We start from the raw sequence: 25,089 nt of genomic DNA, 5'->3' as shown, positions 1-25,089 counted from the left end.
TAATAAGACCAGTTATCCGGGCGCGGGACTGGTCTTTGTTTTTTGGTTAAAAATGGGCGGCGAGTAAATCAAAACGGCCCTCATTACAAGGACCGTTTCGCTTACATTTCGTATTCCGCTAAGATCTCTTCAATCGTAAATTTCAATCCATAGTACACAAACAAGGCAGCCATCGAGGACGGATAGCCAATTCGGTTCCCAAACTCGTCCGGCAGCAAGCCCTTTGTCAGTCGCAAATCAATATGAACATCAGCAATTTCTGCTAGTCCACCTGTAGAAACATCCATCACAGTGGAAACAGCCACAAACGGAATCCCTTTTTCCTGAAGTTGAGCCGCAATCGACAGAGCAGCCTCATCCGCAGAAGTCCGCGCGAAAATCAATACACGATCGGCGATATCCAGGTCAGCCGCAGACTCCATAGACAAAGCTCTCGCTGATTTTAAAGGCTCAGCACCATCCACCGCTTCAGCTGAAACAGCATTCATTTCTTTTTCACCATAAATATAAATAGAGCCGTCGCCGACAGGGGCCTGGGCAAGCAGGCGGGCCGCATCCTCAAACGCAAACTCTTCTTTTTCCTCTATTCTTTTAAATAAACCCATTAATTGAGTAGTGAACATTTTTAACATAAAAACCCTCCTCATATGCACTAATATTATAGACCTTTTTATAAAAATGCCAAAATAAATAAATTTCCATAAAATAACATGATGAGTTTCTAAAAATGATGCAGGATTTTTTCCTCGAGGAGGAGAATTTAATAATGATATATACATATTGAATCTATTAAATGAGGGAAGAGGTGGAAGAATGAAGGAGAAAATTTTAATCGTTGACGACCAGTTCGGCATCCGCATTTTATTGAATGAGGTTTTTCAAAAAGAGGGGTATCAGACCTTTCAGGCAGCCAACGGAGTACAGGCGCTGGAGATTGTGAAAACACATGACCCGGACCTCGTGCTGTTGGATATGAAAATTCCAGGCATGGACGGGATTGAAATTTTAAAAAGAATGAAAGTGCTCGACCCGGACATTCGTGTCATTATTATGACCGCTTACGGCGAACTGGACATGATTCAGGAAGCAAAAGACCTTGGCGCCATCACCCACTTTGCCAAGCCGTTTGACATCGACGACATTCGCGCTGCCGTCAGAAAACATATCCCGCAAAAAACGAATTAATATATTTTTGAAAAAAAGCAACGTCATATCGTTTGCTTTTTTTCATCCAGCGGAATGACGGCGTTTTCATTATGACACTTTTACAAAACGCTGTTAGATTAATAGCAATTCTTACTTTCTTTTGATATGATACATATTGAAAAATTGATTGGCTGCTATCTTTTGGAAACGATACATAATCAGCCATATGATGGGAAAAATCAATATGGATAAACTCATTTCTGAAAGATACCGACCGAATTTAAGGAGGAAGAGATATGCCATTAGTTTCCATGACAGAAATGCTCAACAAAGGTAAAGCAGAAGGCTATGCTGTTGGGCAATTTAACATCAATAACTTAGAATTCACACAAGCTATTCTTCAAGCTGCTCAAGAAGAGAATTCACCTGTAATTCTTGGTGTTTCTGAAGGCGCTGGCCGTTACATCGGCGGATTCAAAACCGTTGTGAAAATGGTAGAAGGCTTAATGGAAGATTATAAAATTACGGTACCAGTGGCTATCCACCTTGACCACGGTTCAAGTTTTGAAAAATGTAAAGAAGCAATTGATGCAGGTTTTACATCTGTTATGATCGATGCTTCACACCACCCATTTGAAGAGAACGTGGAAATCACTAAAAAGGTAGTAGACTACGCTCATTCAAAAGGTGTTTCCGTTGAAGCTGAACTAGGAACAGTTGGCGGACAAGAGGACGACGTTTCTGGAAGCATTATCTATGCAGACGCTAACGAGTGTGTTGAATTAGTTAAACGCACAGGTATCGACTGCTTAGCTCCTGCATTAGGTTCTGTACACGGTCCTTACAAAGGTGAACCAAATCTTGGTTTCAAAGAAATGGAAGAAATCGGTAACCTTACTGGTATGCCATTAGTATTACACGGTGGTACTGGTATCCCAACTAAGGATATCCAGCGTTCTGTTTCACTTGGAACTGCAAAAATTAACGTAAACACTGAAAACCAAATTGCTTCTGCGAAAACAGTTCGTGAAGTACTAGCAGCAAAACCTAACGAATACGATCCACGTAAATACTTAGGCCCAGCTCGCGATGCCATCAAAGCAACTGTTATTGGCAAAATGCGCGAATTCGGTTCTTCAGGCAAAGCCTAAGAAGCGCTTTTTTGTAGTTATGATAAAATAAAACCGCCCTACCAATAGGGCGGTTTCCGTGTGTTCAAAGTATATAGAAAATTTAGGCGAAAATGGAGGAGAGCAACATGAAATTTTTTATTGATACAGCCAACCTGGAAGAAATCCGCGAAGCGCATGACCTTGGTTTATTAGCAGGAGTTACGACAAACCCATCCCTTGTGGCAAAAGAAAAAGGCGTTTCCTTTCACGACCGTTTAAGAGAAATTACCGCCCTTGTACCTGGTTCAGTCAGCGCGGAAGTTATTGCCCTTGATGCAGAAGGCATGATCAAAGAAGGCCTCGAGCTTGCTGCCATCGCACCAAATATCACCGTCAAAGTTCCAATGACTCCAGACGGCCTGAAAGCGGTCCATGCTTTTTCAAAAAAAGGCATTAAAACAAACGTAACTTTAATCTTCAACGCGAACCAAGCTCTGCTTGCTGCCCGCGCCGGCGCAACCTATGTATCTCCATTCTTAGGAAGACTGGATGATATCGGCCAAAACGGCTTAGACTTAATTTCCACGATTGCTGATATTTTCGCCGTTCATGACATTAAAACGGAAATCATCGCGGCGTCTATCCGCCACCCACTGCATGTTACGGAGGCAGCATTAAGAGGTGCGCATATCGCGACCATTCCTTACAAAGTATTGATGGGACTTACTCAGCACCCACTAACAGACAAAGGGATCGAAGCTTTCTTGAAAGATTGGAATAACCGCCAAGAAGCGTAAGACTTTTATGGAAATTTCCGCCTTTTTAAAATGCTGAACTCCCTGTAAAAAAGGCATAATGGTTCCGCTGCTTTTCCATTTTCGTGTAAATTTTTTTATTTGTCATACATGAAAATATAATTTTCGTGTAAACTATAAATTAGACAACCTGTCGGAATTTGACTTATAATGTTGGAAAAATATACCTGAGGCCTTATTTTGGTTTAAAGGTGCTTTTTTTCGGGCAGTCTGCTAGAAAAGCTCGGTGAAAAAAAGACTTGCTTCACGGTCAAAAAGGTACCATTCCATTCAATCGATAAATCAATTTTTATATAGGGCTTAGAAGGGAGTCGAAAATGGAAAAACTTAAAATTGCGGGCGGATATCCATTAAAGGGAACTGTAAGGGTCAGCGGTGCCAAAAATAGTGCTGTTGCCCTTATACCTGCGACGATTTTAGCGGAATCACCCGTTACAATCGAAGGACTGCCTGATATTTCCGATGTTGAAATTTTAAAGGACTTGCTTGAGGAAATTGGCGGAACAGTGCGTATTACAGACGATGAAATGACGGTCGACCCATCGGCAATGATCTCCATGCCGCTGCCAAATGGCAAAGTTAAAAAACTGCGCGCTTCTTATTATTTAATGGGCGCGATGCTCGGCCGTTTCAAAAAGGCAGTGATTGGTCTGCCCGGCGGCTGTCACTTGGGACCAAGACCGATTGACCAGCATATCAAAGGCTTTGAAGCGCTTGGTGCTCAAATCACGAACGAGCAGGGAGCTATTTATCTGCGCGCGGACGAGCTTCGCGGTGCCCGGATTTATCTAGACGTCGTCAGTGTCGGAGCAACGATTAATATCATGCTGGCAGCGGTAAGAGCGAAAGGCAGGACGATAATTGAAAACGCCGCCAAAGAGCCGGAAATTATTGATGTTGCGACCTTGCTCACGAATATGGGTGCGAAAATCAAAGGGGCCGGAACCGATGTCATCCGGATTGACGGGGTGGACAGCCTGCACGGCTGCAGACACACGATCATTCCAGACCGGATTGAGGCCGGAACCTATATGATTCTTGGCGCGGCAATGGGCGAGGGCGTGCTGATTGATAACGTCATTCCACAGCACTTGGAATCGTTGATTGCTAAGCTTCGCGAAATGGGCGTGAATATCGAATCTGGCGATGATCAGGTGTTTGTCAACGGCCCTTCGAACCTGAAAGCCGTCGATATCAAAACGCTTGTTTATCCGGGCTTTCCAACCGACCTGCAGCAGCCATTTACAGCCCTGTTAACAAAGGCAGCGGGCTCAAGTGTGGTAACTGACACTATTTATGGTGCCCGATTTAAGCATATTGATGAATTAAGAAGAATGAACGCCAACATTAAAGTGGAGGGACGCTCTGCTATTATCAACGGACCGATCCAGCTCCACGGCGCCAAAGTCAAGGCGAGCGACCTTCGTGCCGGAGCAGCGCTGTTCATTGCCGGTCTGATGGCGGAAGGAATCACCGAAGTAACCGGTCTCGACCACATCGACCGCGGCTACAGCAACCTGGTCGAAAAATTAAACGGCCTCGGCGCCACCGTCTGGCGGGAGGCATTAACGCAAGAAGAATTAGAGCACCTTAAAAACACATAATGAGATATACTTATGAAGGAACGAAGTCTCATCAGAAAAAAATGGGGGATGGAGAACAATGGAAAGAAGTTTAACGATGGAGCTTGTCCGGGTAACTGAAGCAGCAGCGCTTGCTTCCGCACGCTGGATGGGCCGCGGTAAAAAAGACGAAGCAGATGGAGCAGCCACTTCGGCGATGCGCGATGTGTTTGACACCATTCCGATGAAAGGAACCGTTGTCATCGGTGAAGGGGAAATGGACGAAGCGCCAATGCTTTATATTGGAGAAAAGCTTGGGAATGGCTACGGGCCTCGTGTCGATGTTGCCGTTGACCCACTTGAAGGTACCAATATTTTGGCGTCCGGCGGCTGGAATGCATTAGCTGTTCTCGCTGTGGCTGACCATGGCTGCCTGCTCCATGCTCCAGATATGTATATGGAAAAAATCGCAGTCGGACCGGAAGCAGTTGGGCTAATTGATATCGACGCTCCTGTCATTGATAACCTGAAGGCTGTCGCGAAAGCAAAGAATAAAGACATTCAAGACGTGGTAGCGACTGTGCTGAACCGTCCGCGCCACGAGCATATCATTGCCCAAATTCGTGAAGCGGGTGCCCGCATTAAACTGATTAATGACGGTGATGTGGCTGGGGCCATCAATACTGCTTTTGATAATACCGGTGTTGATATTCTGTTCGGTTCGGGTGGTGCACCTGAGGGTGTTATTTCAGCAGTCGCCTTGAAATGCCTTGGCGGTGAACTCATCGGCAAATTGCTGCCGCAAAATGATGCTGAGCTTGAACGCTGTAAAAAAATGGGCTTAGACGTGAGCCGCATTCTCCGCATGGAGGATTTGGTCAAAGGCGACGACGCTATCTTTACGGCAACAGGCGTAACGGACGGGGAACTGTTGCGCGGTGTCCAGTTCAAGGGCTCTCATGCTTCGACCCATTCTGTTGTTATGCGGGCAAAGTCCGGGACTGTTCGTTTCATCGACGGCCGACACAGCCTAAACAAAAAACCAAATTTAGTACTATAGGTAGCGAACATCGGGTGGTGCCTTCCACCACCCGAAATTTGCAGAAATCTCCCCATTCTCCATGAGGATTCCTTCCAGAAAATATTTCCAATAAGGGATGTTTGAAAAATAAGTTGATTAACTTTTCGCTGAGAGGGTAAAATAGAGATTGTTTTATCATGCAAGTTTTCTGCCAATCTATTCATTTCTATCAACTTCTATTCATTTCCTCAACTCTATTATCTTACTATCATTTCTCGCTCCTAATTGACAGCGGATATGAAGGAAAAATTTAAAAGCGTGGTGTACACATTGGAATTAACGATTTCAAGTTTAGAAAATATGAAGCTGAAGGAGCTTTATGAGCTTGCGCGCGAATATAAAGTGACCTATTACAGCAAATTAACGAAAAAAGAATTGATTTTTGCGATTTTAAAATCCCGTGCCGAGCAGCAGGGCTATTTCTTCATGGAAGGCGTTCTGGAAATTATCCAGTCAGAGGGCTTCGGCTTCCTGCGCCCGATCAACTATTCGCCAAGCTCTGAGGATATTTATATCTCGGCATCGCAGATTCGCCGTTTCGACCTCCGCAATGGGGACAAGGTATCCGGTAAGGTTCGTCCTCCGAAGGAAAATGAGCGTTATTTTGGATTGCTTCATGTAGAAGCCGTTAACGGTGAAGATCCGGAATCTGCGAAAGAACGCGTTTATTTCCCGGCGTTAACGCCTTTATATCCGAACCGGATGATGAAGCTCGAAACAACGCAAAAGCATTTATCAACCCGGATTATGGACCTTGTGGCACCAGTTGGTTTTGGCCAGCGCGGTCTGATTGTTGCGCCTCCGAAGGCTGGTAAAACAATGCTTCTGAAGGAAATTGCTAACAGCGTTACCACAAACCACCCGGATGTCGAGTTAATCGTCCTGTTGATCGACGAGCGTCCGGAAGAGGTGACCGACATCGAGCGTTCTGTTGCCGGTGATGTGGTCAGCTCGACGTTTGATGAGGTTCCCGAGAACCATATCAAGGTTGCTGAGCTTGTTTTGGACCGGGCGATGCGTCTTGTTGAGCACAAACGCGATGTTGTTATCTTGATGGATAGCATCACTCGCTTGGCGCGTGCCTATAACCTAGTGATTCCGCCAAGCGGCCGGACATTGTCCGGTGGTATTGACCCGGCTGCGTTCCACCGTCCGAAGCGCTTCTTCGGGGCGGCCCGTAATATCGAAGAGGGCGGCAGCTTGACGATCCTAGCGACGGCGCTGGTTGACACCGGTTCGCGTATGGATGACGTCATTTATGAAGAATTTAAAGGTACTGGTAACATGGAACTGCACCTTGACAGACAGCTTGCAGAACGCCGCGTGTTCCCGGCGCTTGATATCCGTCGTTCCGGTACGCGTAAGGAAGAGCTTCTTATTCCGAAGGATCACTTGGATAAATTATGGGCGATTCGCAAATCAATGTCAGATTCCCCAGATTTTGCCGAGCGCTTCTTGAAAAAGTTGCGTCAGACGAAGTCCAACCAGGAGTTTTTCGATCAGCTTGGTGAGGAGCTTAAGGCGCGCCGCTCTTAGGTTTTGAGTTGGGGGCGAGGTCTCGAACGAACCCGATATTTTGGTTTTGTTTTTTCAAAAAGGCTGAAAATCCCAGCTTGCAAACAATTAGTCTGGCTGTTATAATGTGGTCAGTGTGTTTTTTGTAATTCTGTGACTTGTTAAGACAAGCACTGTATATAACTCTGTTTCGAATGATTCAGGGCGGAAGGAGATGAAAAGAATGAAAGCAGGAATTCATCCAAATTTTAAAACAGTAATGGTGACTTGCGCATGCGGCAACACTTTCGAAAGCGGTTCTGTAAAGAACGAGATCCGCGTTGAGACTTGCTCTGAGTGCCACCCATTCTATACTGGTCGTCAAAAATTCGCTGAAGCAGGCGGACGTGTTGACCGTTTCAACAAAAAATACGGTCTTAAGAATCAACAATAATTCGCGCAAAGACAGGCAAGATGCAACATTGGCTTGCCTGTTTTTTATTGGCTAATAATAAAAATATGATTTTGTATATGATAAATAGAGATGGTTTCGTTTGAGGAAGGAGACGCCGTTAATGTATGTTATGACGCAAAGCGGATGGGTTGAGGTTATCTGCGGCAGTATGTTTTCTGGAAAATCAGAGGAGTTAATTCGGCGCGTGCGGCGTGCCCAGTTTGCTAAACAAAAAATAGCTGTATTTAAACCGAAAATCGATAATCGCTATCATGACCAGTCTGTTGTTTCCCATAATGGCACTTCTTTTGAGGCGAAGCCGATTTCCCATTCGATTGAGATTTTGCATCATGTGGAAGCGGATATGGATATTGTCGCAATTGATGAGGCGCAGTTTTTCGATGAAGGCATCGTAAGGGTTGTCCAGCAGCTGGCGGATTCCGGCCACCGCGTGATTGTTGCGGGGCTTGATCAGGATTTCCGCGGCGAGGCGTTCGGACAGATGCCGAAGCTGATGGCAATTGCCGAGTCAGTGACGAAGCTGCAGGCTGTTTGTGCTGTTTGCGGATCACCGGCAAGCAGGACGCAGCGTTTGATTGACGGACATCCGGCTTCCTACCATGATCCGGTGATTTTGGTTGGTGCTTCGGAAGCGTATGAGCCGCGCTGTCGTCATCATCATGAAGTGCCTAGGACTGCGGCGGTGCGCCAGGCGGTTGAAGAGGGCGTATAAGTTTAGGTTTTGATTTTTGAAGGGTGTCAGTGTCGCCATGTTCGCGTGGTGCCGGGCACCTTTTTGTTGTTTTTAGGAGGCGGGCGGCAATGGCTGGGTAGAGTGACAGGTATTTATGTGAAATTTTGTAAAGGTGCCTGTTACCTTTTGCTGTATTAAGACTGTGTTTAAGGTTGGAAAGAATTCACTCGGAATGGCTGCGTGTGGCAGGGCATGCTAGTACCATGGAGGTGTAATTCGATGAAAAAGTGGATGTTTCTTGTCGGTGTCATGCTTTTGTTGGCGACGGGCTGCCAAAATGGCCGCAGTGCTGATGATGATGCGGCTAACGACTTGCGCGGCGACCGACAGACGAGGAATCTTGTGTCCAATCACGATATCAACGACCAGCATATGGTCGAGGACGATGTGACCAACCAAAACCCGAACTTCCTTGACCTAACGGGGACCGGAAGCGGCAGCGAAGCCGGTGCTAACAACCAGGGCAACGATATCGCCAAGGCCAAACAGGTGATTGCAGACACGCATGAATTTGTGACGGATTCTGTTTGGATTAATGGCGACAGAATGTGGGTGAAAGTTTACAAAAAAGGGATGCTTTCTAGTGGTGACAAACGGGATGCAGAGGCTAGGCTGCATAAGAAGCTGATGCGTGCGTTGCCGCGTTATAATATTGAAGTTAATGTACAGGAAGATAGGAGATAATGGGCATGCTCTGGGGACCAGGGCATGTTTTTTTGATGTGATGTGTGTATATTTGGAGATTTTAGAGGTAATTTATAGAGTTAAATAAGGGGGTTTTTTAAAAAAAGTATCTTACTCGCATGATTTAGGGATTTACTGGTCTGGTTTGGCGGTTTACCCGCCCAAATTTAGAATTTACTCGTCATTTTTATCTATTTACTCGCCAACTTTTAAAATTTACTCGCCAGCTAACACAATTCTGATATTGGAAGTGCCTCTTTTGTACCCTTTTGATGCACGAGATCCGTCCTGTGCATCAGAATTACCAGTTATTTGGATATACTTTCCGATATGGGGCGTTTACTTTCCAATTCAGAGTGGGTACTTTCCAATTTGCCGGTTTTACTTACATTTTTTGAACAAATACTTTCCAACTTTCCTATTTTACTTTCCTGGAGTATCAGTTCGGATACGATACAGAAATTGTGAGGCATGAGAACCGTCCCTGTGCATCAATTTGTGAGGCACAAGAACCGTCCCCATGCATCACCCATGCATCACATTGACGCGGGTTTTTAGCTATACTATAATTAGAATGTTATGGACAATTTTCGGCCCGGTGTTGCGGGTGTTTAGATAGAAGTTTTGAATTTAATTTGAGGTGAATGACTGTGTTTGATCGTCTACAATCGGTAGAGGACCGTTATGAGCGGCTTAATGAGCTGCTGAGCGATCCGGAAATTATAAATGATTCTAAAAAGCTTCGTGATTATTCGAAGGAACAGGCGGACCTGCAGGAGACTGTGCAAGTGTACCGCCAGTATAAAGATGCAAAAACTCAGCTGCAGGACGCAAAGGTGATGCTTGAGGACAAGCTTGATGCGGAAATGCGCGAAATGGTCAAGGAAGAGGTCAGCGAGCTTGAGGCGCAGATTGAAGAGCTTGAAGGGAAGCTGAAGATTTTGCTTGTTCCGAAGGATCCTAACGATGACAAGAACGTTATCATGGAAATCCGCGGCGCAGCAGGCGGTGAAGAGGCGGCCCTATTTGCCGGTACGCTATACCGCATGTACAGCCGATATGCGGAAGCGCAGGGCTGGAAGACGGAAGTGATTGATGCCAACGAGACTGGACTTGGCGGCTTTAAGGAGATTATTTTCATGATTACAGGCCATGGCGCGTTTTCCAAATTGAAATTTGAAAATGGCGCACATCGGGTGCAGCGTGTGCCTGAAACCGAGTCTGGCGGCCGAATTCACACTTCAACTGCTACGGTGGCAGCCCTGCCGGAAGTCGAAGAATTTGATATTGAGATTCATGATAAAGACATCCGTTTTGATACGTTTGCATCAAGCGGTGCGGGCGGACAGAGCGTTAACACCACAATGTCAGCGGTTCGTTTGACGCACATTCCAACCGGTATTGTCGCAACATCTCAGGACGAACGTTCGCAGCATAAGAACAAGGATAAAGCGATGAAAATTCTGCGTGCACGGGTTTACGATAAATTCCAGCAGGAAGCCCAAGCTGAGTATGACCAAGTGCGGAAATCTGCCGTTGGTACCGGTGATCGTTCCGAGCGGATTCGTACGTACAACTATCCGCAAAATCGGGTGACTGACCACCGCATCGGGTTAACAATCCAAAAGCTTGACCAAATTATTGAAGGTAAGCTCGATGAAATTATTGAAGCTTTGGTACTCGATGACCAAGCGAGAAGATTGGAAAATGCATCAAATGAGTAAAAAGGTATTCGAAGCTCTGAAATGGGCTTCTTCTTTTTTAGTTGAAGCAGGACGGGATGAAAATGCGGGGGAATTGCTGCTAAGGCATTTTACCGGCATGACGCGGTCGCAGTTGTTTGCCAATGTGCGCGAGGAGTTGGAGCCTGAAGTGTGGGAGCTTTTTGAAAAAGTAGTCCACGAACACGCTGCGGGAGTTCCGGTGCAATATATTATTGGCACGGAGGAGTTCTATGGTCGGACGTTTGTGGTTACGCCGGAAGTGCTCATTCCAAGGCCGGAGACGGAGGAGCTGGTCTACGGGACATTGCAGCGGATCGGCCGGCTATTTAGTGAGCGCGAGGAAATTAGGCTTGCTGATATTGGAACAGGTAGTGGAGCAATTGCCATTACCTTAAAATTGGAGCAGCCGTCCTTAAGGGTTGCTGCTACTGATATTGCACAAGCCTCTCTAGATGTTGCGAAAGAGAATGCCCGCCTGCTTGGCGCGGAGGTCCAATTCATCCAAGGTGACTTATTGCAACCGTTTATGGCGGCCGGTGAGATGCTGGATGTAGTGGTGTCGAATCCTCCGTATATTCCGGTTGCTGACATGGCTGAGATGTCCGAGGTAGTGACGGAGTATGAGCCGCACCGGGCACTCTTTGCTGGAGCGGACGGCTTGGATTTTTACCGCCGCTTTATGGTGGAGCTGCCGCAGGTGCTCGCGCCGGGCGCGCTGGTATGTTTCGAGATTGGGGCCGGTCAGGGCGAAGCGGTAGCGGAGCTTTTTCGAAAAGCATTTGAGAATGTTTTGGTTGAAGTAGTGAATGATATTAACGGCAAGGACCGGATGGTGTTTGCGGAGATTGGCTTCGGGGGCTGAGGACCCGGGGCTTTTTTTGTATCTTAAAAATAGTAAAATTTAATAGTTTAAGATTCTGGCATTTTGTCCACAATGGTAAGGCAAAGGGAAGGGACGGTGCTAGAGATGAGAGGGAAACTGGTAGTTTGGGGATATTTGGTGGTTTTATCGTTAGCGACAATGCTAAATTTATATATGCCGAAAACAGAAGCAGCTCAGAAGGAGTCGATTGTGATTCCAGGAGAGGCGATTCGCTTAAGGATTTTGGCTAACAGCGATTTTGAAGAGGATCAGGCGATTAAGCGCAAGGTCCGCGATGCGGTGAACGCACAGATTACACTGTGGGTGCAGGATTTAACTTCGATGGAAGAGGCTCGCAAGGTGATCAAGGGGCATCTGCCAGAGATTCAAGGGATTGCCGAAAAGGTGGTTAGCGATTCAGGTTCGGATCAGTCGGTCAAGGTAGAGTTTGGCAAGGTGCAGTTCCCGACGAAGCTGTATGGTCAGTTTTTGTATCCTGCAGGAAAGTATCAAGCAGTGTTAATTACGTTGGGTGCGGGTGAAGGGGCGAACTGGTGGTGCGTGCTGTACCCGCCGCTATGCTTCCTAGATTTTTCAAATGGGGTAGCTGTCAGTGAAGGGTTTGAGGAAAAAGAAACGGCTGCTGTTGCGGAAGCGAAAGAGGAAGCTCCTGTAGCCGTCCGGGTGGAAGAGAAGCGGTCCGGTGTGAAAACAAAGTCTGTGGAAGGAAAAAAGGAAGTAGCTTTTCAGAAAGAGAATACTGAGGTAAAAAAGGTGCAAAGGCCGGACTTTGACGAGACGCGTTCAGTTAAGGATACTGATGATATACCTGTGATGAAGAGCAGGGATTTTGAAAAAACGGAAACGGCTGTGGTGAAGAAGCAGGATTCAGAAAAGGCTGAAGCAACTGTGGTTAAGAAACCAGTAAAGAAGGATAAGCCAGTTTACGTTTCGGAGGACGAGCAGCCGGTAAAAGTGAAATTCTTTGTGGTTGAGATGTGGAATAAGCTTTTTAACTAACAGCTCTGTGAGGGGGCTGTTTTTTTGTGTGTATGAGGACAAATGGATTGGAAAATTGAGAGGAAGTGTTCTCATATAGGGTTCATGAGGACACCTCTGCTTCTTTTTCAAGCGGTTTCGTCCGAAGGGTGCATTGGTTCGGACACTTCTGCCGCTTTTTAAAGTGATTCTGTCCGAAGGTTGGACTGGTTCGGACACTTCTGCCGCTTTTTCAAGTGATTCTGTCCGAAGGTTAGACTGGTTCGGACACTTCTGCCGCTTTTTCAAGTGATTCTGTCCGAAGGTTAGACTGGTTCGGACACTTCTGCCGCTTTTTCAAGTGATTCTGTCCGAAGGTTGGACTGGTTCAGACACTTCTGCCGCTTTTTCAAGTGATTCTGTCCGAAGGTTGGACTGGTTCGGACACTTCTGCCGCTTTTTCAAGCTATTCTGTCCGAAGGTTGGACTGGTTCGGACACTTCTGCCGCTTTTTCAAGCTATTCTGTCCGAAGGTGAACTGATCCGGACATTCCTGACTAAAAATTGAATAGAGTTGTCCCCATACTCTCTCTCCTAGGTCCGAATGTCCAAAAAATATGCTAGAAATAGCCCCAAACTGTTCTACTTTTTCTATTTTTTCATATTCATAGAGTAGAATCTGAAAAATGGGAGTGGATGGGATGCAGGCGTTGATTCGCAAGGCAACTAAAGGGGATTTGGACAGGCTGAGGAACTTTCTTACGAGGGCTAATCTTGGGACGGATGGGCTGACTGATGAAACGATAGAATGGTTTTTGTTGCTAGAGGACGAGCAGGAAGAGCTGGTCGGATCGCTTGGAATGGAGGTTTGTGAACAGTTTGGGCTGCTGCGCTCGCTTGTGGTCACGGCGGGGCAAGCTGAAAAGGAAATCTTCGTTCTGTTTGACCAAATGGTGAAGCTCGCTAAAGAAAAGGGAATGGAAAGCTTGTTTTTGGCCACAAATAAGGGGGCGGCGTTGCCGTTTTTTGAACTGATGGGGTTTGAGAAGATTGGGCGGGGGGAACTGCCGGTCGGGTTTTATCAATCTGAGCACATTCGACACGTTTTAAATGTGGATAACTCGTTGTTTTTGAGACTAACGATATAATATTGTGGATATATCGCCAAAGTTATCCACTTTTTCGGGTAAGTTATGCACAATTTGTGGATATCACTTGTGTTTAGGTCTGCCTTCTTTTATACTTTCAAACGTATCATGCGAAAAATATGAGTCTATACGCCGAAATTCGTCAAAATTCGATAAAAAACGAGATAGGTTTTGAAGGTGGATAAAATGAACACAAAAGTCTGGAAAGTGGATAAGTATGTGGATAATTTAGAAAATAATCCACATATTGTGGATGCCGCCCATTTTTTGCGGGAAAATGAAGTCGTCGCGATGCCGACGGAGACAGTTTATGGGTTGGCCGGGAATGCCGAGAATGATGAGGCTGTCGCGAAAATTTTTGCAGCAAAGGGGCGGCCGGCGGATAATCCCCTGATTATCCACATTGCTGAACAGGAACAGTTGAACCGCTTTGTGGCAGAGGTTCCTGAGAAGGCGGCCATCCTAATGGATAAGTTTTGGCCTGGGCCGCTGACGATTATTTTTAAAATGAAGGAAGGCGTGCTGTCGGAAAAAGCATCAGCGGGTCTCGGGACGGTTGGAGTGCGGATGCCGGACCACCCGGTGGCACTGGCGCTGCTCCGAACCTGCGGGCTGCCGATTGCCGCACCAAGTGCGAATTCCTCGGGTAAACCGAGCCCGACAACGGCCGGGCATGTGCTGGATGATCTTGAAGGAAAAATTGCCGGCGTGGTGGACGGAGGTCCGACCGGAGTCGGTGTCGAATCAACTGTCATCGACTGTACGGAAACCTTTCCGGTCATATTAAGGCCAGGCGGGGTGACCAAGGAGCAGCTTGAGGAGGTAATAGGAGAGGTCCACATCGACCCAGCTTTAAAAAATGAAGCGGCAAAACCGAAGGCGCCGGGTATGAAGTACCGCCACTACGCGCCAAATGCACCGCTCTATTTGGTGTCAGGCACCCGGGAATTTTTGCAGGGGCTTGCTGCCGAAAAACGTACGGAAGGTTTGCGTGTCGGGGTGCTGACGACAGAGGAGCATGCAGACGAGTACGAAGCTGATGTCGTCCTCACCTGTGGAAGACGCGCTGAGCTCGAGACCGTCGCAGCTGCGCTTTACGATGTTTTGCGTCGATTCAATGAGCAGCAGGTCGATGTGATTTTCAGCGAAATGTTCCCGTATGAAGGCGTGGGATATGCCATTATGAACCGGTTGGAAAAGGCGGCCGGGAATAAAGTGATCAAGGAATAAAAAATAACCATCTAGACCAGTTCTCTTTAAATGGAGGACTGGTCTTTTTTTAAAAAAAGGCTTTCCGCTAATTTCCCAGCTTGGCTTCTAAACCTATTTGGACGTGCATATGCTGAAATAGTTAGTCCAAGGGGGAGAAGTCAGAATGTCTGAAATGGTTGGGGAAATTATCACACTCATGTTGATGGCAGCGGCTCTAGGAATGGATGCTTTCTCAGTCGGCCTTGGCATGGGGATGTACAAATTGCGGCTTCGAAAAATATTTGAAATAGGAATTATCATTGGAATCTTTCATGTGTTGATGCCGCTAGCTGGCATGACGGCTGGAAGATTTTTATCGGAACAATTTGGAGCGCTGTCCTCCTTTATCGGCGGCCTGTTGTTAATCCTTTTAGGGGTGCAGATGATTTGGTCGAGCCTGAAGGACGATGATGAAAAGGTGATTACGCCGGTCGGCTTTGGCCTTTTGTTTTTTGCGTTGAGCGTAAGTCTGGACAGCTTTTCCGTCGGTTTGACGCTGGGGATTTATGGGGCAAAAACTGTTTTGGTCCTGATTTGTTTCGGTGTTATGGCCACCGTGCTGACATGGGCAGGCCTGCTTTTGGGCAAAAAAGTCCGGAGCTGGCTCGGTGCCTACAGCGAGGCGCTTGGGGGAGCGATTTTACTGGCGTTCGGCATTAAGCTGATGGCTGCGTTTTTATAAGAAATTTTTGTAAAAGGGACATTTGCAACGGTTTGAATGTGGAAAATTGTTCTATAATAGGTGGGGAAGGGGGCGTACATATGCAGCGGATATTATTTGTTTGTACAGGAAATACCTGCAGGAGTCCGATGGCGGAGGCCATTTTAAAAAATAAACAGCTGGACGGAATCGAGGTCAAGTCCGCCGGAATTTATGCCGCAAGCGGAAGCGATGCCTCGGCGAACGCAAAAGAGGTGCTCGCGAACAACAAGATTACGCAAAATCACCGCTCCACCTTGCTGTCTGGTGATGAGGTCGACTGGGCAGATTTGATTTTAACCATGACAACCTCGCATAAGTTCGCCATCCAGCAGCAATACCCAAAGGCGATTGAAAAAGTGTTTACATTAAAGGAATTTACAGGAGAAGATTTCGACCACGACGTCACCGATCCGTACGGCGGCAGCCTCTCTATCTATGAAGAAACCTACCAAGAACTCGATAAGCTGATTGACAAAGCGATTGAAAAAATAAAGCCATAGAAAAAGGTCAGGAGTGTTTTACTCTTGGCCTTTTTCTATGTTAGGTAAAGGGACCAAGCATGGACAAATTGTCATTTTGTCCATGTGGAATGGACACATTTTTTTCCATTGTGAGAATTCTATTGTTTTTCGTAGGGTTTTTTACTATTTGATTTCGTTGCGGTGTTCTTGCTTTATATTTTTAAGGCTGTATGTCAAAATTAAGTACAGATTGATGTTATGAATAGGGGGATTTTTGAGATGAGAGTGGCTTTAGCGTCTGACCATGGCGGCATGAATATTCGTAAGGAAATTGCCAGCTTGCTTGAGGAATTAAAGATTGAGTATGTGGATTTTGGCTGCGAATGCGAGTCGTCTGTTGATTATCCGGATTATGCCCTGCCTGTAGCGGAAAAGGTAGCGAGCGGCGAGTTTGACCGCGGGATTTTAATTTGCGGGACAGGAATTGGCATGAGCATTGCCGCTAACAAGGTGAAAGGTGTCCGTTGTGCACTTGTGCACGATACTTTTAGTGCAAAAGCAACACGTGCCCACAATGACAGCAATATCTTGGCGATGGGCGAACGCGTCATCGGTCCTGGACTGGCCCGTGATATTGCCCAAATATGGCTCACTGGCGAATTTGAAGGTGGACGTCACTCCAACCGCGTCGGTAAAATCACGGATTATGAGGATAAACACCAATAGAAACCACATCGGATTAAGCAGCGGAGTGGCTGGAGAAAGGTCCCCCAAGAGAGTAATATTAAAGTGGCGGGGCCAGGACTCTTGGAACATGAATGATGGGAGGTCAATGGGTATGATTCAGCAATGGGAGAACGAACTTGAAGCAATTTTAACGGAATTTAAGGAGCAGGCATCCTTGAGTCCGGGGCAGCTTCTCGTGATCGGCTGCAGCACCAGCGAGGTAATTGGCGAGCGCATCGGAACGGCCGGAACGATTGAAGTAGCCGAAATGATTTTTCGCCAAATGCAAAAATTCCAAACTGAAACTGGAGTTCACCTAGCCTTTCAATGCTGCGAGCACTTGAACCGGGCACTCGTGGTGGAACGGTCGGTTGCCATAGAGCGAGGCTTCGAAGAGGTTTCGGTCGTCCCGGTCCAGAAGGCAGGCGGAGCGATGGCAACATTTGCTTTTGAAAAAATGAACGACGCCGTTGTGGTCGAGTTTGTAAAGGCGGAGGCAGGCATTGACATTGGCAGCACCCTGATCGGCATGCACCTGAAACATGTTGCCGTCCCCGTCCGCGTTAAACAAAAGTTCCTGGGACATGCCCATGTGACGCTGGCTAAAACAAGACCAAAACTTATCGGCGGGGCCCGCGCGGTTTACGAACGGACCGACGCTAATTCAAGCTGCAGTTAGAAATATTTGACTAAACACGAACGATTTAGCTGTAGTGTAACTTATTTGTTATGTAAAACACGAACGATAAAAATAACAAAAATGAAATCTTACGTGTTTACATAATAAAAAAACATGTTACAATAAAGAGGAAATTTTCTAACGTCTTTTATTTACATATGAGGGGGAATGAATCATGAACCATTTACCTAAAGCCGATGAACAGGTTTTTCAAGCAATCCAGCAAGAATTGGGCCGTCAACGTTCTAAAATTGAACTGATTGCCTCCGAAAACTTTGTCAGTGAAGCCGTAATGGAAGCCCAAGGCTCCGTTTTAACGAATAAATACGCAGAAGGCTACCCTGGACGCCGTTACTATGGCGGCTGCGAATATGTTGATGTTGTTGAGGATTTAGCTCGCGAGCGCGCTAAGCAAATTTTTGGAGCAGAATATGTCAACGTTCAGCCGCACTCTGGTGCACAGGCAAACATGGCCGTTTACTTCACCGTCCTTCAGCAAGGTGACACCGTGCTTGGCATGAACTTATCCCATGGCGGCCACTTAACACACGGTAGCCCAGTTAACTTCAGTGGTGTTCAATATAACTTCGTTGATTATGGTGTCGACAAAGAAACACACCGCATCGATTATGCTGATGTTCGTGCGAAAGCCCTTGAGCACAAGCCAAAGATGATTGTGGCCGGTGCCAGCGCGTATCCAAGAGAAATCGATTTTGCGAAGTTCCGTGAAATCGCTGATGAAGTTGGCGCATACCTAATGGTCGACATGGCGCACATCGCCGGTCTTGTTGCGGCAGGTCTGCACCAAAACCCAGTGCCATATGCTGATTTCGTCACAACGACTACTCATAAAACCCTTCGCGGTCCACGCGGCGGGATGATTCTAACCTCTGAGGAATGGGGCAAGAAAATCGATAAGTCGATCTTCCCTGGAATCCAGGGCGGTCCGCTTATGCACGTTATCGCTGCAAAAGCTGTTGCTTTTGGCGAAGCGCTTCAGGACAGCTTTAAGGAATATGCGGGTCAAATCGTGGCGAACGCTCAGCGTTTAGCAGAAAGCCTGCAAAAAGAAGGCTTGAAGCTTGTTTCCGGCGGTACAGACAACCACTTAATGCTTGTGGATGTGACAAGCCTTGGTTTAACCGGAAAAGTGGCTGAAAAAGTGCTTGACGAAGTCGGCATTACCGTTAACAAAAACACGATTCCGTTCGACCAGAACAGCCCATTCGTAACAAGCGGTGTCCGCATTGGTACAGCTGCAGTAACAAGCCGCGGCTTCGGGTTGGAAGATATGGACGAAATTGCTTCCATCATCGCCTTCACGTTGAAAAATCACGAAGACGAAGAAAAGCTTGAAGAAGCACGCAAACAAGTTGACGCATTAACAAGCAAATTTACCCTTTACCCTGAATATTGATGCATGGGGACGGTTCTCCTGCCTCACTTTTGTGAGGCAGAAAGAACCGTCCTTTTGTTTCAGAAAAATCTAACATCAGTCTGCGAGTTGCTCGCGGGCTTTTTTTTCTGTAAAATGAGACGACTGCAAAAATTAAATCTTTAAAAAAGGGGCGATCGCTGTGGCAAAGGTATATGTTTTTGACCATCCACTCATTCAGCACAAGCTTACTTACATACGTGATAAACATACAGGAACAAAGGAGTTTCGCGAGCTGGTCGACGAAGTGGCAACCCTGATGGCGTTTGAAATCACAAGAGACATGCCGCTTGAAGAAACTAACATCGAAACACCTGTGTGTCCGGCAAAATCGAAAATTCTTTCTGGTAAAAAAATCGGCCTTGTGCCAATTTTACGCGCTGGTATTGGCATGGTGGACGGAATCTTGAAATTAATCCCGGCTGCAAAAGTGGGCCATATCGGTCTATACCGCGATCCGGAAACGCTAAAGCCGGTTGAATATTACGTCAAGCTTCCAAGTGATGTTGAAGAGCGCGACTTCATCGTAGTTGATCCGATGCTCGCAACTGGCGGCTCAGCCGTTGAGGCGATTCACGGCTTGAAAAAGCGGGGAGCTAAAAATATCAAATTTATGTGCTTGATTGCCGCACCAGAAGGCGTTGAAGCTCTGAAAGAGGCGCACCCTGACGTCGACATTTACATCGCTGCCCTTGACGAGAAGCTGAACGACCATGGCTACATCGTACCAGGACTTGGTGATGCTGGAGACCGGTTGTTTGGGACGAAATAATTCTATAATAATTACCTGAGTCAGGCTGAACGCCTGGCTTTTTGTGTGGAATTCCACGTGAAAAAATGGGGTTGGAAAGTAAGATAGGGATTTTGGAAAGTATTTCGCTAAAAAGTGTAAGTAAAAGGCATTAAAGTGGAAAGTATCCGATTTAATTTGGAAAGTAAATCTCCCAATTTGGAAAGTATATCCAAATAAATGGAAATTCTTCAAAAAAGGTAATTGAAAAGTTACCTGAGCCAGGCTGAACGCCTGGCTTTTTGTGTGGAATTCCACGTGAAAAAATGGGGTTGGAAAGTAAGATAGGGATTTTGGAAAGTATTTCGCTAAAAAGTGTTAGTAAAAGGCATTAAAGTGGAAAGTATCCGATTTAATTTGGAAAGTAAATCTCCCAATTCGGAAAGTATATCCAAATAAATGTAAATTCTTCAAAAAAGGTAATTGAAAAGTTACCTGAGCCAGGCAGAACGCCTGGCTTTTTGTGTGGAATTCCACGTGAAAAATGGGGTTGGAAAGTAAATAGGGATTTTGGAAAGTATTTCGCTAAAAAGTGTAAGTAAAAGGAACAAAATGGAAATTATCCGATTTAATTTGGAAAGTAAATCTCCCAATTCGGAAAGTATATCCAAATAAATGTAAATTCTTCAAAAAAGGTAATTGAAAAGTTACCTGAGCCAGGCAGAACGCCTGGCTTTTTGTGTGAAATTCCACGTGAAAAATAGGGTTGGAAAGTAAAATAGGGATTTTGGAAAGTATTTCGCTAAAAAGTGTAAGTAAAAGGCACAAAGTGGAAAGTGTCCGATTTAATTTGGAAAGTAAATCATAAAAATCGGAAAGTAAATCCAAAAATTGCAAATAACCAACAAAAATAACGAGCTAGAATCCAAGGCTACCTGCATACTTTCCCCTTCCAAAGAAAACGATATGGAAAAAAGGGGGATTTTCACATGAAATTGGTACTCGCACTGCTCCTCACCTTCGGAACTATTAATGTTGGGACCACCGGCATCCCGGCCATACCGAAAATCCTAATCCATCCCCCAATCCAAAAATCAACAAAAGATACCGTCGCCATCGTTATGCTTGACCATCCGAAAACAGAACAGGAAATCAAGCAGCTGCTCGCACCCTATAAAGACATCAAGCTGCGCCGGGTCTACCAAAAGGCCATTAACGGTTTCTCGATTCAAGGGCCGCCAAGTGCAATCGCCCGTCTAGATGCCCAGACCCGGAACCGCCAGCAAACACAAATCCAGCATGTCTCCCCGGTAACAGAGTATCGGGTCGAGACCGAGGAAAGCGTGAAAATCATTGGCGGCGAGGCGGTGCGCGGTTTTTTTTCAAAAAAGAATGAACGTCTGACCGGCCGCGGTGTGACGGTCGGGGTTATCGATACCGGGGTGGACTACACCCATCCGGACCTTGCCCGGAATTATGCGGGCGGCCATGACCTTGTCGATAACGACCAAGACCCGATGGAAACACTCACGCAAGGCCGGGCTACGATCCACGGTACCCATGTCGCCGGCATCATTGCCGCCAATGGAAAAATCAAAGGCGTGGCCCCGGAGGCAAAAATTGTTGCGTACCGCGCGCTTGGTCCAGGCGGCGGGGGAACGACGGAGCAGGTGCTGGCAGCGATTGACCAGGCCATCAAAGACAAGGTCGACATCATGAACCTCTCACTTGGCAACAGCATTAACGGTCCCGACCTGCCAATCAGTCAGGCGCTCGACCGTGCTGTCGAAAATGGGATCGTCGCCGTTGCGGCATCGGGCAATTCCGGACCAAATGTGTGGACGGTCGGTTCTCCGGGAACATCCGCGAAAGCAATTTCGGTCGGCGCATCAACGCCTACCATGGAAATTCCCCAACTATTAATAGAAGGAATGCAAAATCCGCTCCGGATTCAGCCAATGGAGGGGTCGGGGAATTGGGCGCTTGACCGGACGCTCCCAATCGTCGACGGCGGCATCGGCCAACCCAGCGAACTCGAGAACGTTCAGGGGAAAATCGTTCTAATGAAGCGCGGCGAATTGACTTTTTCGGAAAAAGCAAAAAATGCCCATGAAGCCGGGGCTAAGGCCGTCGTGGTCGCCAACAATCTAAAGGGCACGTTTATCGGCAATCTCGATGCGCCTGCTGCTATACCGATTGGGTCGATTACCAAAAGCGAGGGGGAATTTTTACGAAAAAAACTGAAAAACACCAGTGTGACGGCAAGACTCAAAATAAATGAAGAAATTGACCGGCTTGCTGACTTCAGTTCCAGGGGTCCCGTCACGGATACATGGGATATCAAACCGGACCTCGTTGCCCCAGGGGTGGCCATCAATTCGACGATTCCTGGCGGCTACTTAAGCCTGCAGGGGACGAGCATGGCGGCACCGCATGTAGCCGGCGCCTGTGCACTGATCAAGCAGGCCCATCCGGATTGGACGCCGGAGCAGATTAAGGCGGCGCTGATGAATACCGCCAAACCGCTGGCAAAGGAACCTGGTGAGCCAAGCAGCAGCATGAGCCCGGGAACAACGCGGAAACCAATCGAAATCGGTCCAATCGGCAAGAACCAAAACAAAACCAAGATTAGCCCCGGACCCTACTACCGCACATACGAGCAGGGGGCCGGCCGCATCCAGGTCGATGACGCGATCCAGACGGAATCGCTGGTCATGCCGGGCAGCATTCGGTTTGGAAAGTTTAGCAGCCTGAAAAATGTTCATAAAGCCCAATTAAAAGTTGAAAATATCAGCGACAGTCCAAAACGCTACACGTTTGACATCCCGCAGCACATCGACGGCTTGGAGTGGCGTTTCCCGCTCGCGTTCACACTTGAGCCGAAAGAAACAAAAGAAATTACCGTGGAGCTCGCCGTCGACCCGCAGATTTTCAAAGGGAAAATTCACGATGGTTTTCTAACCTTACATGCTGGGAGCCAGTCCATCCATATCCCGTTTTTGTATGTTCTTGAGGAGCCGGGATACCCTCGGATTATGGGCTTTGATTTTGCAGAAGGAGATGAGCCAGGCACTTACCAGTATGAGGTCTACGTACCGGGGGGAGCGGAGGAATTTGGAATCGCCTTATTCAACCCTGACGATTACCGCTTTGTCGGCTTTCTTGACACAAGCACCGATGTAAAGAAGGGACTGATCCGTAAAGCCTTCAAAGCTGAAGACCTTCCATACGAAGGGACCTACCGAGCCAAAGTCTTCGCCAAAAAGGCGGGCAAAGAGGATTTTATTGAAACGATGATTTCTATTTATAAAAATTAAGACAAAAATTAGGGCGGCAAACGAAGTGAGAATGCCGCCTGAAATTCCACCTAACCTTTGGGAAATTTTTTAAAAAGTCAGAAAGAAATGTTCACAAAATGGACACAAAATAGCCAAAAAAACTTCAAAAATTACAATACAATAAGAGTGTTGACTTTCACTTCCAAATCGCAAAAAAATTGGGAAATTGTTTGTGGAATAATTCACGTAAATTCATTGACAATGCATGGTGCCTATTGTATGCTAACAAAGGGTGTGCATGGTAGGGTTTTCATCAAAATTTAATTTGACAAAATCCCGCGCATGATTTATCATAATCACCTTTTGTTTTTCATTCTCTACGCAGTGAGGATGATTTTATTATGCAAAAGAACCGCAATCCTTTTCAAGCCATGGCTTTAATGTCTGCTATTGTTTCCCAGTTGGTCGGCTCCATTCTGATTGGCATTTTTGCCGGAAGGTGGCTGGACGGAAAATGGGGTACAGAACCAATATTCTTAATAATCGGACTGCTCCTGGGTCTTGCGGCAGGGGTTTATTCTATGCTTGTCTCAATCCGCCATTTCTATTCAGGAGATAAATAACCATGCCAGATTTCAGAGAAATGTACAACAGGCAGAGAAAATGGATGTTTTACTTGTTGTCCATTTATGTTCTTGGCTGGGGCTTCACTACATACAAAACGACTTTCCTTGGGTTGATCCTTGGGACATGCTTTAGCTTCATTATGCTTTGGATGTTAGTGAGAAAGACAGAGAAATTCGACAAAGCCGTTTCGGCAGGGAAAAAGGTCAAATCATTGGGCTCGCTGCAAAGAATGGCGATCTCGGCAATAGCGGTAATGATTGCGTTAGAATACCCTGATTATTTTCAAATAGTTAGTGTTGTTTTGGGACTAATGACAGCCTATATTGTCATTATGATAGATTATTTTTATCATGCTCTGCATGCTCAAAAGTGAAGGGAAGCGAGGTGAGTTTATATGCATCATGGGGCTCCTGAGTTTGAATTGTTTGGTCTCTGGTTTAACGGGGCAAACGTTCTTATGATCACAATTGCAAGTGCAATTGTATTTCTTATTGCCGTATTAGCAACCCGCAAGCTGGCAATGAAACCTACGGGGATGCAAAACTTTATGGAATGGGTGATGGACTTTGTAAAAGGCATCATCAACAGCACAATGGATTGGAAAGAAGGCGGGCGATTCCACATCCTGGGGATTACATTAATCATGTATATTTTTGTATCAAATATGCTGGGTCTTCCTTTCGCAATCGTCGTTGACGATAAGCTTTGGTGGAAATCACCGACAGCTGACCCGATTATTACGTTAACCCTAGCGGTCATGATTTTGGGTCTTACCCACTATTACGGCGTCAAGCTAAAGGGCGCAAAAGGATATGGAGAAGGCTTCTTCACTCCAATGAAATTCTTATTCCCGTTAAAGATTATCGAGGAATTTGCGAACACATTGACGCTTGGTCTGCGTCTTTACGGTAACATTTACGCTGGTGAATTGCTTCTATCGCTCTTGGCAGCGGGATTAGCACACCAAGGAATCGCCGGCACAATCGCCGCCATTCCGCTTACACTTGTATGGCAAGGCTTCTCAATCTTCGTCGGATCCATCCAAGCGTACATCTTTACTATGTTAACGATGGTTTATATGGCACACAAAGTGAGTCATGACCATTAATATAATTTTTTATAAAAAATAAAACATATTTATACATTTTAAGGAGGAACAAAATAATGAATCTTATAGCAGCAGCAATTGCAATTGGTCTAGCAGCAGTAGGCGCAGGTATTGGTAACGGTCTTATCGTAGGACGTACAGTTGAAGGTATCGCTCGTCAGCCAGAAGCACGTGGTTTACTACAAACTACAATGTTCATCGGGGTTGCGTTAGTAGAAGCATTACCGATCATCGGCGTTGTTATCGCGTTCATGGTCTTAAACCGATAAAATTAAAA

Annotated in this window: 26 protein-coding genes; 25 read left to right on the top strand and 1 reads right to left on the bottom strand. The window is 46.3% G+C overall.

The window, feature by feature from the left end; all coding sequences use genetic code 11:
- Window positions 1-101: 101 nt before the first annotated feature.
- The gene (locus tag ACZ5B7_RS29545) at window positions 102-632 is read right to left on the bottom strand and encodes a DUF2529 domain-containing protein (RefSeq protein WP_464492089.1); all 531 of its coding nucleotides are present in this window, start codon (window positions 630-632) and stop codon (window positions 102-104) included.
- A gap of 181 nt (window positions 633-813) precedes the next feature.
- Between ACZ5B7_RS29545 and ACZ5B7_RS29540 the strand changes: the two genes are divergently transcribed.
- The 25 genes from ACZ5B7_RS29540 (at window position 814) to atpE (ending at window position 25,081) form a co-directional block, all read left to right on the top strand.
- A complete protein-coding gene (locus ACZ5B7_RS29540) occupies window positions 814-1,185 on the top strand; it encodes a response regulator (RefSeq protein ID WP_213117113.1) in 372 nt (123 codons plus the stop codon).
- A gap of 257 nt (window positions 1,186-1,442) precedes the next feature.
- Window positions 1,443-2,297 carry a class II fructose-bisphosphate aldolase gene (locus ACZ5B7_RS29535; RefSeq protein WP_464492088.1) on the top strand — a complete coding sequence of 285 codons (855 nt, stop codon included), beginning with the start codon at window positions 1,443-1,445 and terminating at the stop codon, window positions 2,295-2,297.
- A 107-nt stretch (window positions 2,298-2,404) separates the two neighbouring features.
- Window positions 2,405-3,055, top strand: coding sequence for a fructose-6-phosphate aldolase (fsa, locus tag ACZ5B7_RS29530; protein ID WP_423800125.1), 651 nt, complete (start codon window positions 2,405-2,407; stop codon window positions 3,053-3,055).
- 335 nt (window positions 3,056-3,390) lie between these two features.
- Window positions 3,391-4,677, top strand: a complete 1,287-nt coding sequence (locus tag ACZ5B7_RS29525) for a UDP-N-acetylglucosamine 1-carboxyvinyltransferase (RefSeq protein WP_213147960.1) — start codon at window positions 3,391-3,393, stop codon at window positions 4,675-4,677.
- Between the two features lie 58 nt (window positions 4,678-4,735).
- Window positions 4,736-5,695, top strand: a complete 960-nt coding sequence (glpX, locus tag ACZ5B7_RS29520) for a class II fructose-bisphosphatase (RefSeq protein WP_213147961.1) — start codon at window positions 4,736-4,738, stop codon at window positions 5,693-5,695.
- Between the two features lie 291 nt (window positions 5,696-5,986).
- On the top strand, window positions 5,987-7,252 hold the full coding sequence (gene rho / locus ACZ5B7_RS29515; RefSeq protein ID WP_213147962.1) for a transcription termination factor Rho: 1,266 nt from the start codon (window positions 5,987-5,989) through the stop codon (window positions 7,250-7,252).
- Between the two features lie 202 nt (window positions 7,253-7,454).
- On the top strand, window positions 7,455-7,664 hold the full coding sequence (gene rpmE, locus ACZ5B7_RS29510; protein WP_423800124.1) for a 50S ribosomal protein L31: 210 nt from the start codon (window positions 7,455-7,457) through the stop codon (window positions 7,662-7,664).
- Between the two features lie 121 nt (window positions 7,665-7,785).
- Window positions 7,786-8,397 (top strand): thymidine kinase, encoded by a 612-nt coding sequence (locus ACZ5B7_RS29505; protein WP_213147964.1) that lies wholly within the window; start codon window positions 7,786-7,788, stop codon window positions 8,395-8,397.
- Window positions 8,398-8,637: 240 nt separating this feature from the next.
- Entirely contained in the window at window positions 8,638-9,102 is a 465-nt protein-coding gene (locus ACZ5B7_RS29500; RefSeq protein WP_423800123.1) for a hypothetical protein, read from the top strand.
- Window positions 9,103-9,752: 650 nt separating this feature from the next.
- The gene (gene prfA, locus ACZ5B7_RS29495; RefSeq protein ID WP_464492087.1) at window positions 9,753-10,826 is read left to right on the top strand and encodes a peptide chain release factor 1; all 1,074 of its coding nucleotides are present in this window, start codon (window positions 9,753-9,755) and stop codon (window positions 10,824-10,826) included.
- On the top strand, window positions 10,819-11,688 hold the full coding sequence (gene prmC / locus ACZ5B7_RS29490; protein ID WP_464494594.1) for a peptide chain release factor N(5)-glutamine methyltransferase: 870 nt from the start codon (window positions 10,819-10,821) through the stop codon (window positions 11,686-11,688). The genes prfA and prmC overlap by 8 nt, the downstream gene beginning before the upstream one ends.
- A gap of 105 nt (window positions 11,689-11,793) precedes the next feature.
- Window positions 11,794-12,708 carry a stage II sporulation protein R gene (gene spoIIR, locus ACZ5B7_RS29485; RefSeq protein WP_464494593.1) on the top strand — a complete coding sequence of 305 codons (915 nt, stop codon included), beginning with the start codon at window positions 11,794-11,796 and terminating at the stop codon, window positions 12,706-12,708.
- 659 nt (window positions 12,709-13,367) lie between these two features.
- Complete coding sequence (locus tag ACZ5B7_RS29480) at window positions 13,368-13,814, top strand: GNAT family N-acetyltransferase (RefSeq protein ID WP_464492086.1); 447 nt, start codon at window positions 13,368-13,370, stop codon at window positions 13,812-13,814.
- Window positions 13,815-14,000: 186 nt separating this feature from the next.
- Window positions 14,001-15,044 (top strand): L-threonylcarbamoyladenylate synthase, encoded by a 1,044-nt coding sequence (locus tag ACZ5B7_RS29475; RefSeq protein WP_464492085.1) that lies wholly within the window; start codon window positions 14,001-14,003, stop codon window positions 15,042-15,044.
- A 145-nt stretch (window positions 15,045-15,189) separates the two neighbouring features.
- Window positions 15,190-15,747, top strand: coding sequence for a manganese efflux pump MntP (locus ACZ5B7_RS29470; protein WP_464492084.1), 558 nt, complete (start codon window positions 15,190-15,192; stop codon window positions 15,745-15,747).
- Between the two features lie 80 nt (window positions 15,748-15,827).
- The gene (locus tag ACZ5B7_RS29465) at window positions 15,828-16,268 is read left to right on the top strand and encodes a low molecular weight protein arginine phosphatase (protein ID WP_464492083.1); all 441 of its coding nucleotides are present in this window, start codon (window positions 15,828-15,830) and stop codon (window positions 16,266-16,268) included.
- 240 nt (window positions 16,269-16,508) lie between these two features.
- On the top strand, window positions 16,509-16,955 hold the full coding sequence (gene rpiB / locus ACZ5B7_RS29460) for a ribose 5-phosphate isomerase B (RefSeq protein WP_464492081.1): 447 nt from the start codon (window positions 16,509-16,511) through the stop codon (window positions 16,953-16,955).
- A 112-nt stretch (window positions 16,956-17,067) separates the two neighbouring features.
- Complete coding sequence (locus ACZ5B7_RS29455; RefSeq protein ID WP_464492080.1) at window positions 17,068-17,634, top strand: TIGR01440 family protein; 567 nt, start codon at window positions 17,068-17,070, stop codon at window positions 17,632-17,634.
- Window positions 17,635-17,809: 175 nt separating this feature from the next.
- A complete protein-coding gene (glyA, locus tag ACZ5B7_RS29450; protein ID WP_464492079.1) occupies window positions 17,810-19,051 on the top strand; it encodes a serine hydroxymethyltransferase in 1,242 nt (413 codons plus the stop codon).
- Window positions 19,052-19,211: 160 nt separating this feature from the next.
- Window positions 19,212-19,841: a uracil phosphoribosyltransferase gene (gene upp / locus ACZ5B7_RS29445; protein WP_213117131.1), complete on the top strand. Its 630-nt coding sequence runs from the start codon at window positions 19,212-19,214 to the stop codon at window positions 19,839-19,841.
- A gap of 947 nt (window positions 19,842-20,788) precedes the next feature.
- Window positions 20,789-23,116 carry a S8 family serine peptidase gene (locus ACZ5B7_RS29440; protein WP_464492078.1) on the top strand — a complete coding sequence of 776 codons (2,328 nt, stop codon included), beginning with the start codon at window positions 20,789-20,791 and terminating at the stop codon, window positions 23,114-23,116.
- Window positions 23,117-23,475: 359 nt separating this feature from the next.
- Window positions 23,476-23,700 carry an AtpZ/AtpI family protein gene (locus tag ACZ5B7_RS29435; protein ID WP_378586938.1) on the top strand — a complete coding sequence of 75 codons (225 nt, stop codon included), beginning with the start codon at window positions 23,476-23,478 and terminating at the stop codon, window positions 23,698-23,700.
- Between the two features lie 2 nt (window positions 23,701-23,702).
- Window positions 23,703-24,077, top strand: a complete 375-nt coding sequence (locus ACZ5B7_RS29430; RefSeq protein WP_213147975.1) for an ATP synthase subunit I — start codon at window positions 23,703-23,705, stop codon at window positions 24,075-24,077.
- A gap of 21 nt (window positions 24,078-24,098) precedes the next feature.
- Window positions 24,099-24,812, top strand: a complete 714-nt coding sequence (atpB, locus tag ACZ5B7_RS29425) for a F0F1 ATP synthase subunit A (protein WP_213117134.1) — start codon at window positions 24,099-24,101, stop codon at window positions 24,810-24,812.
- Between the two features lie 56 nt (window positions 24,813-24,868).
- Window positions 24,869-25,081 carry a F0F1 ATP synthase subunit C gene (gene atpE, locus ACZ5B7_RS29420; protein WP_027323467.1) on the top strand — a complete coding sequence of 71 codons (213 nt, stop codon included), beginning with the start codon at window positions 24,869-24,871 and terminating at the stop codon, window positions 25,079-25,081.
- Window positions 25,082-25,089: the final 8 nt, after the last annotated feature.

This window comes from Neobacillus sp. S1115 (assembly GCF_055385565.1).
The sequence above is the reverse complement of the archived record's forward strand: the minus strand, read 5'-3'. Positions and strand labels throughout refer to the sequence as shown.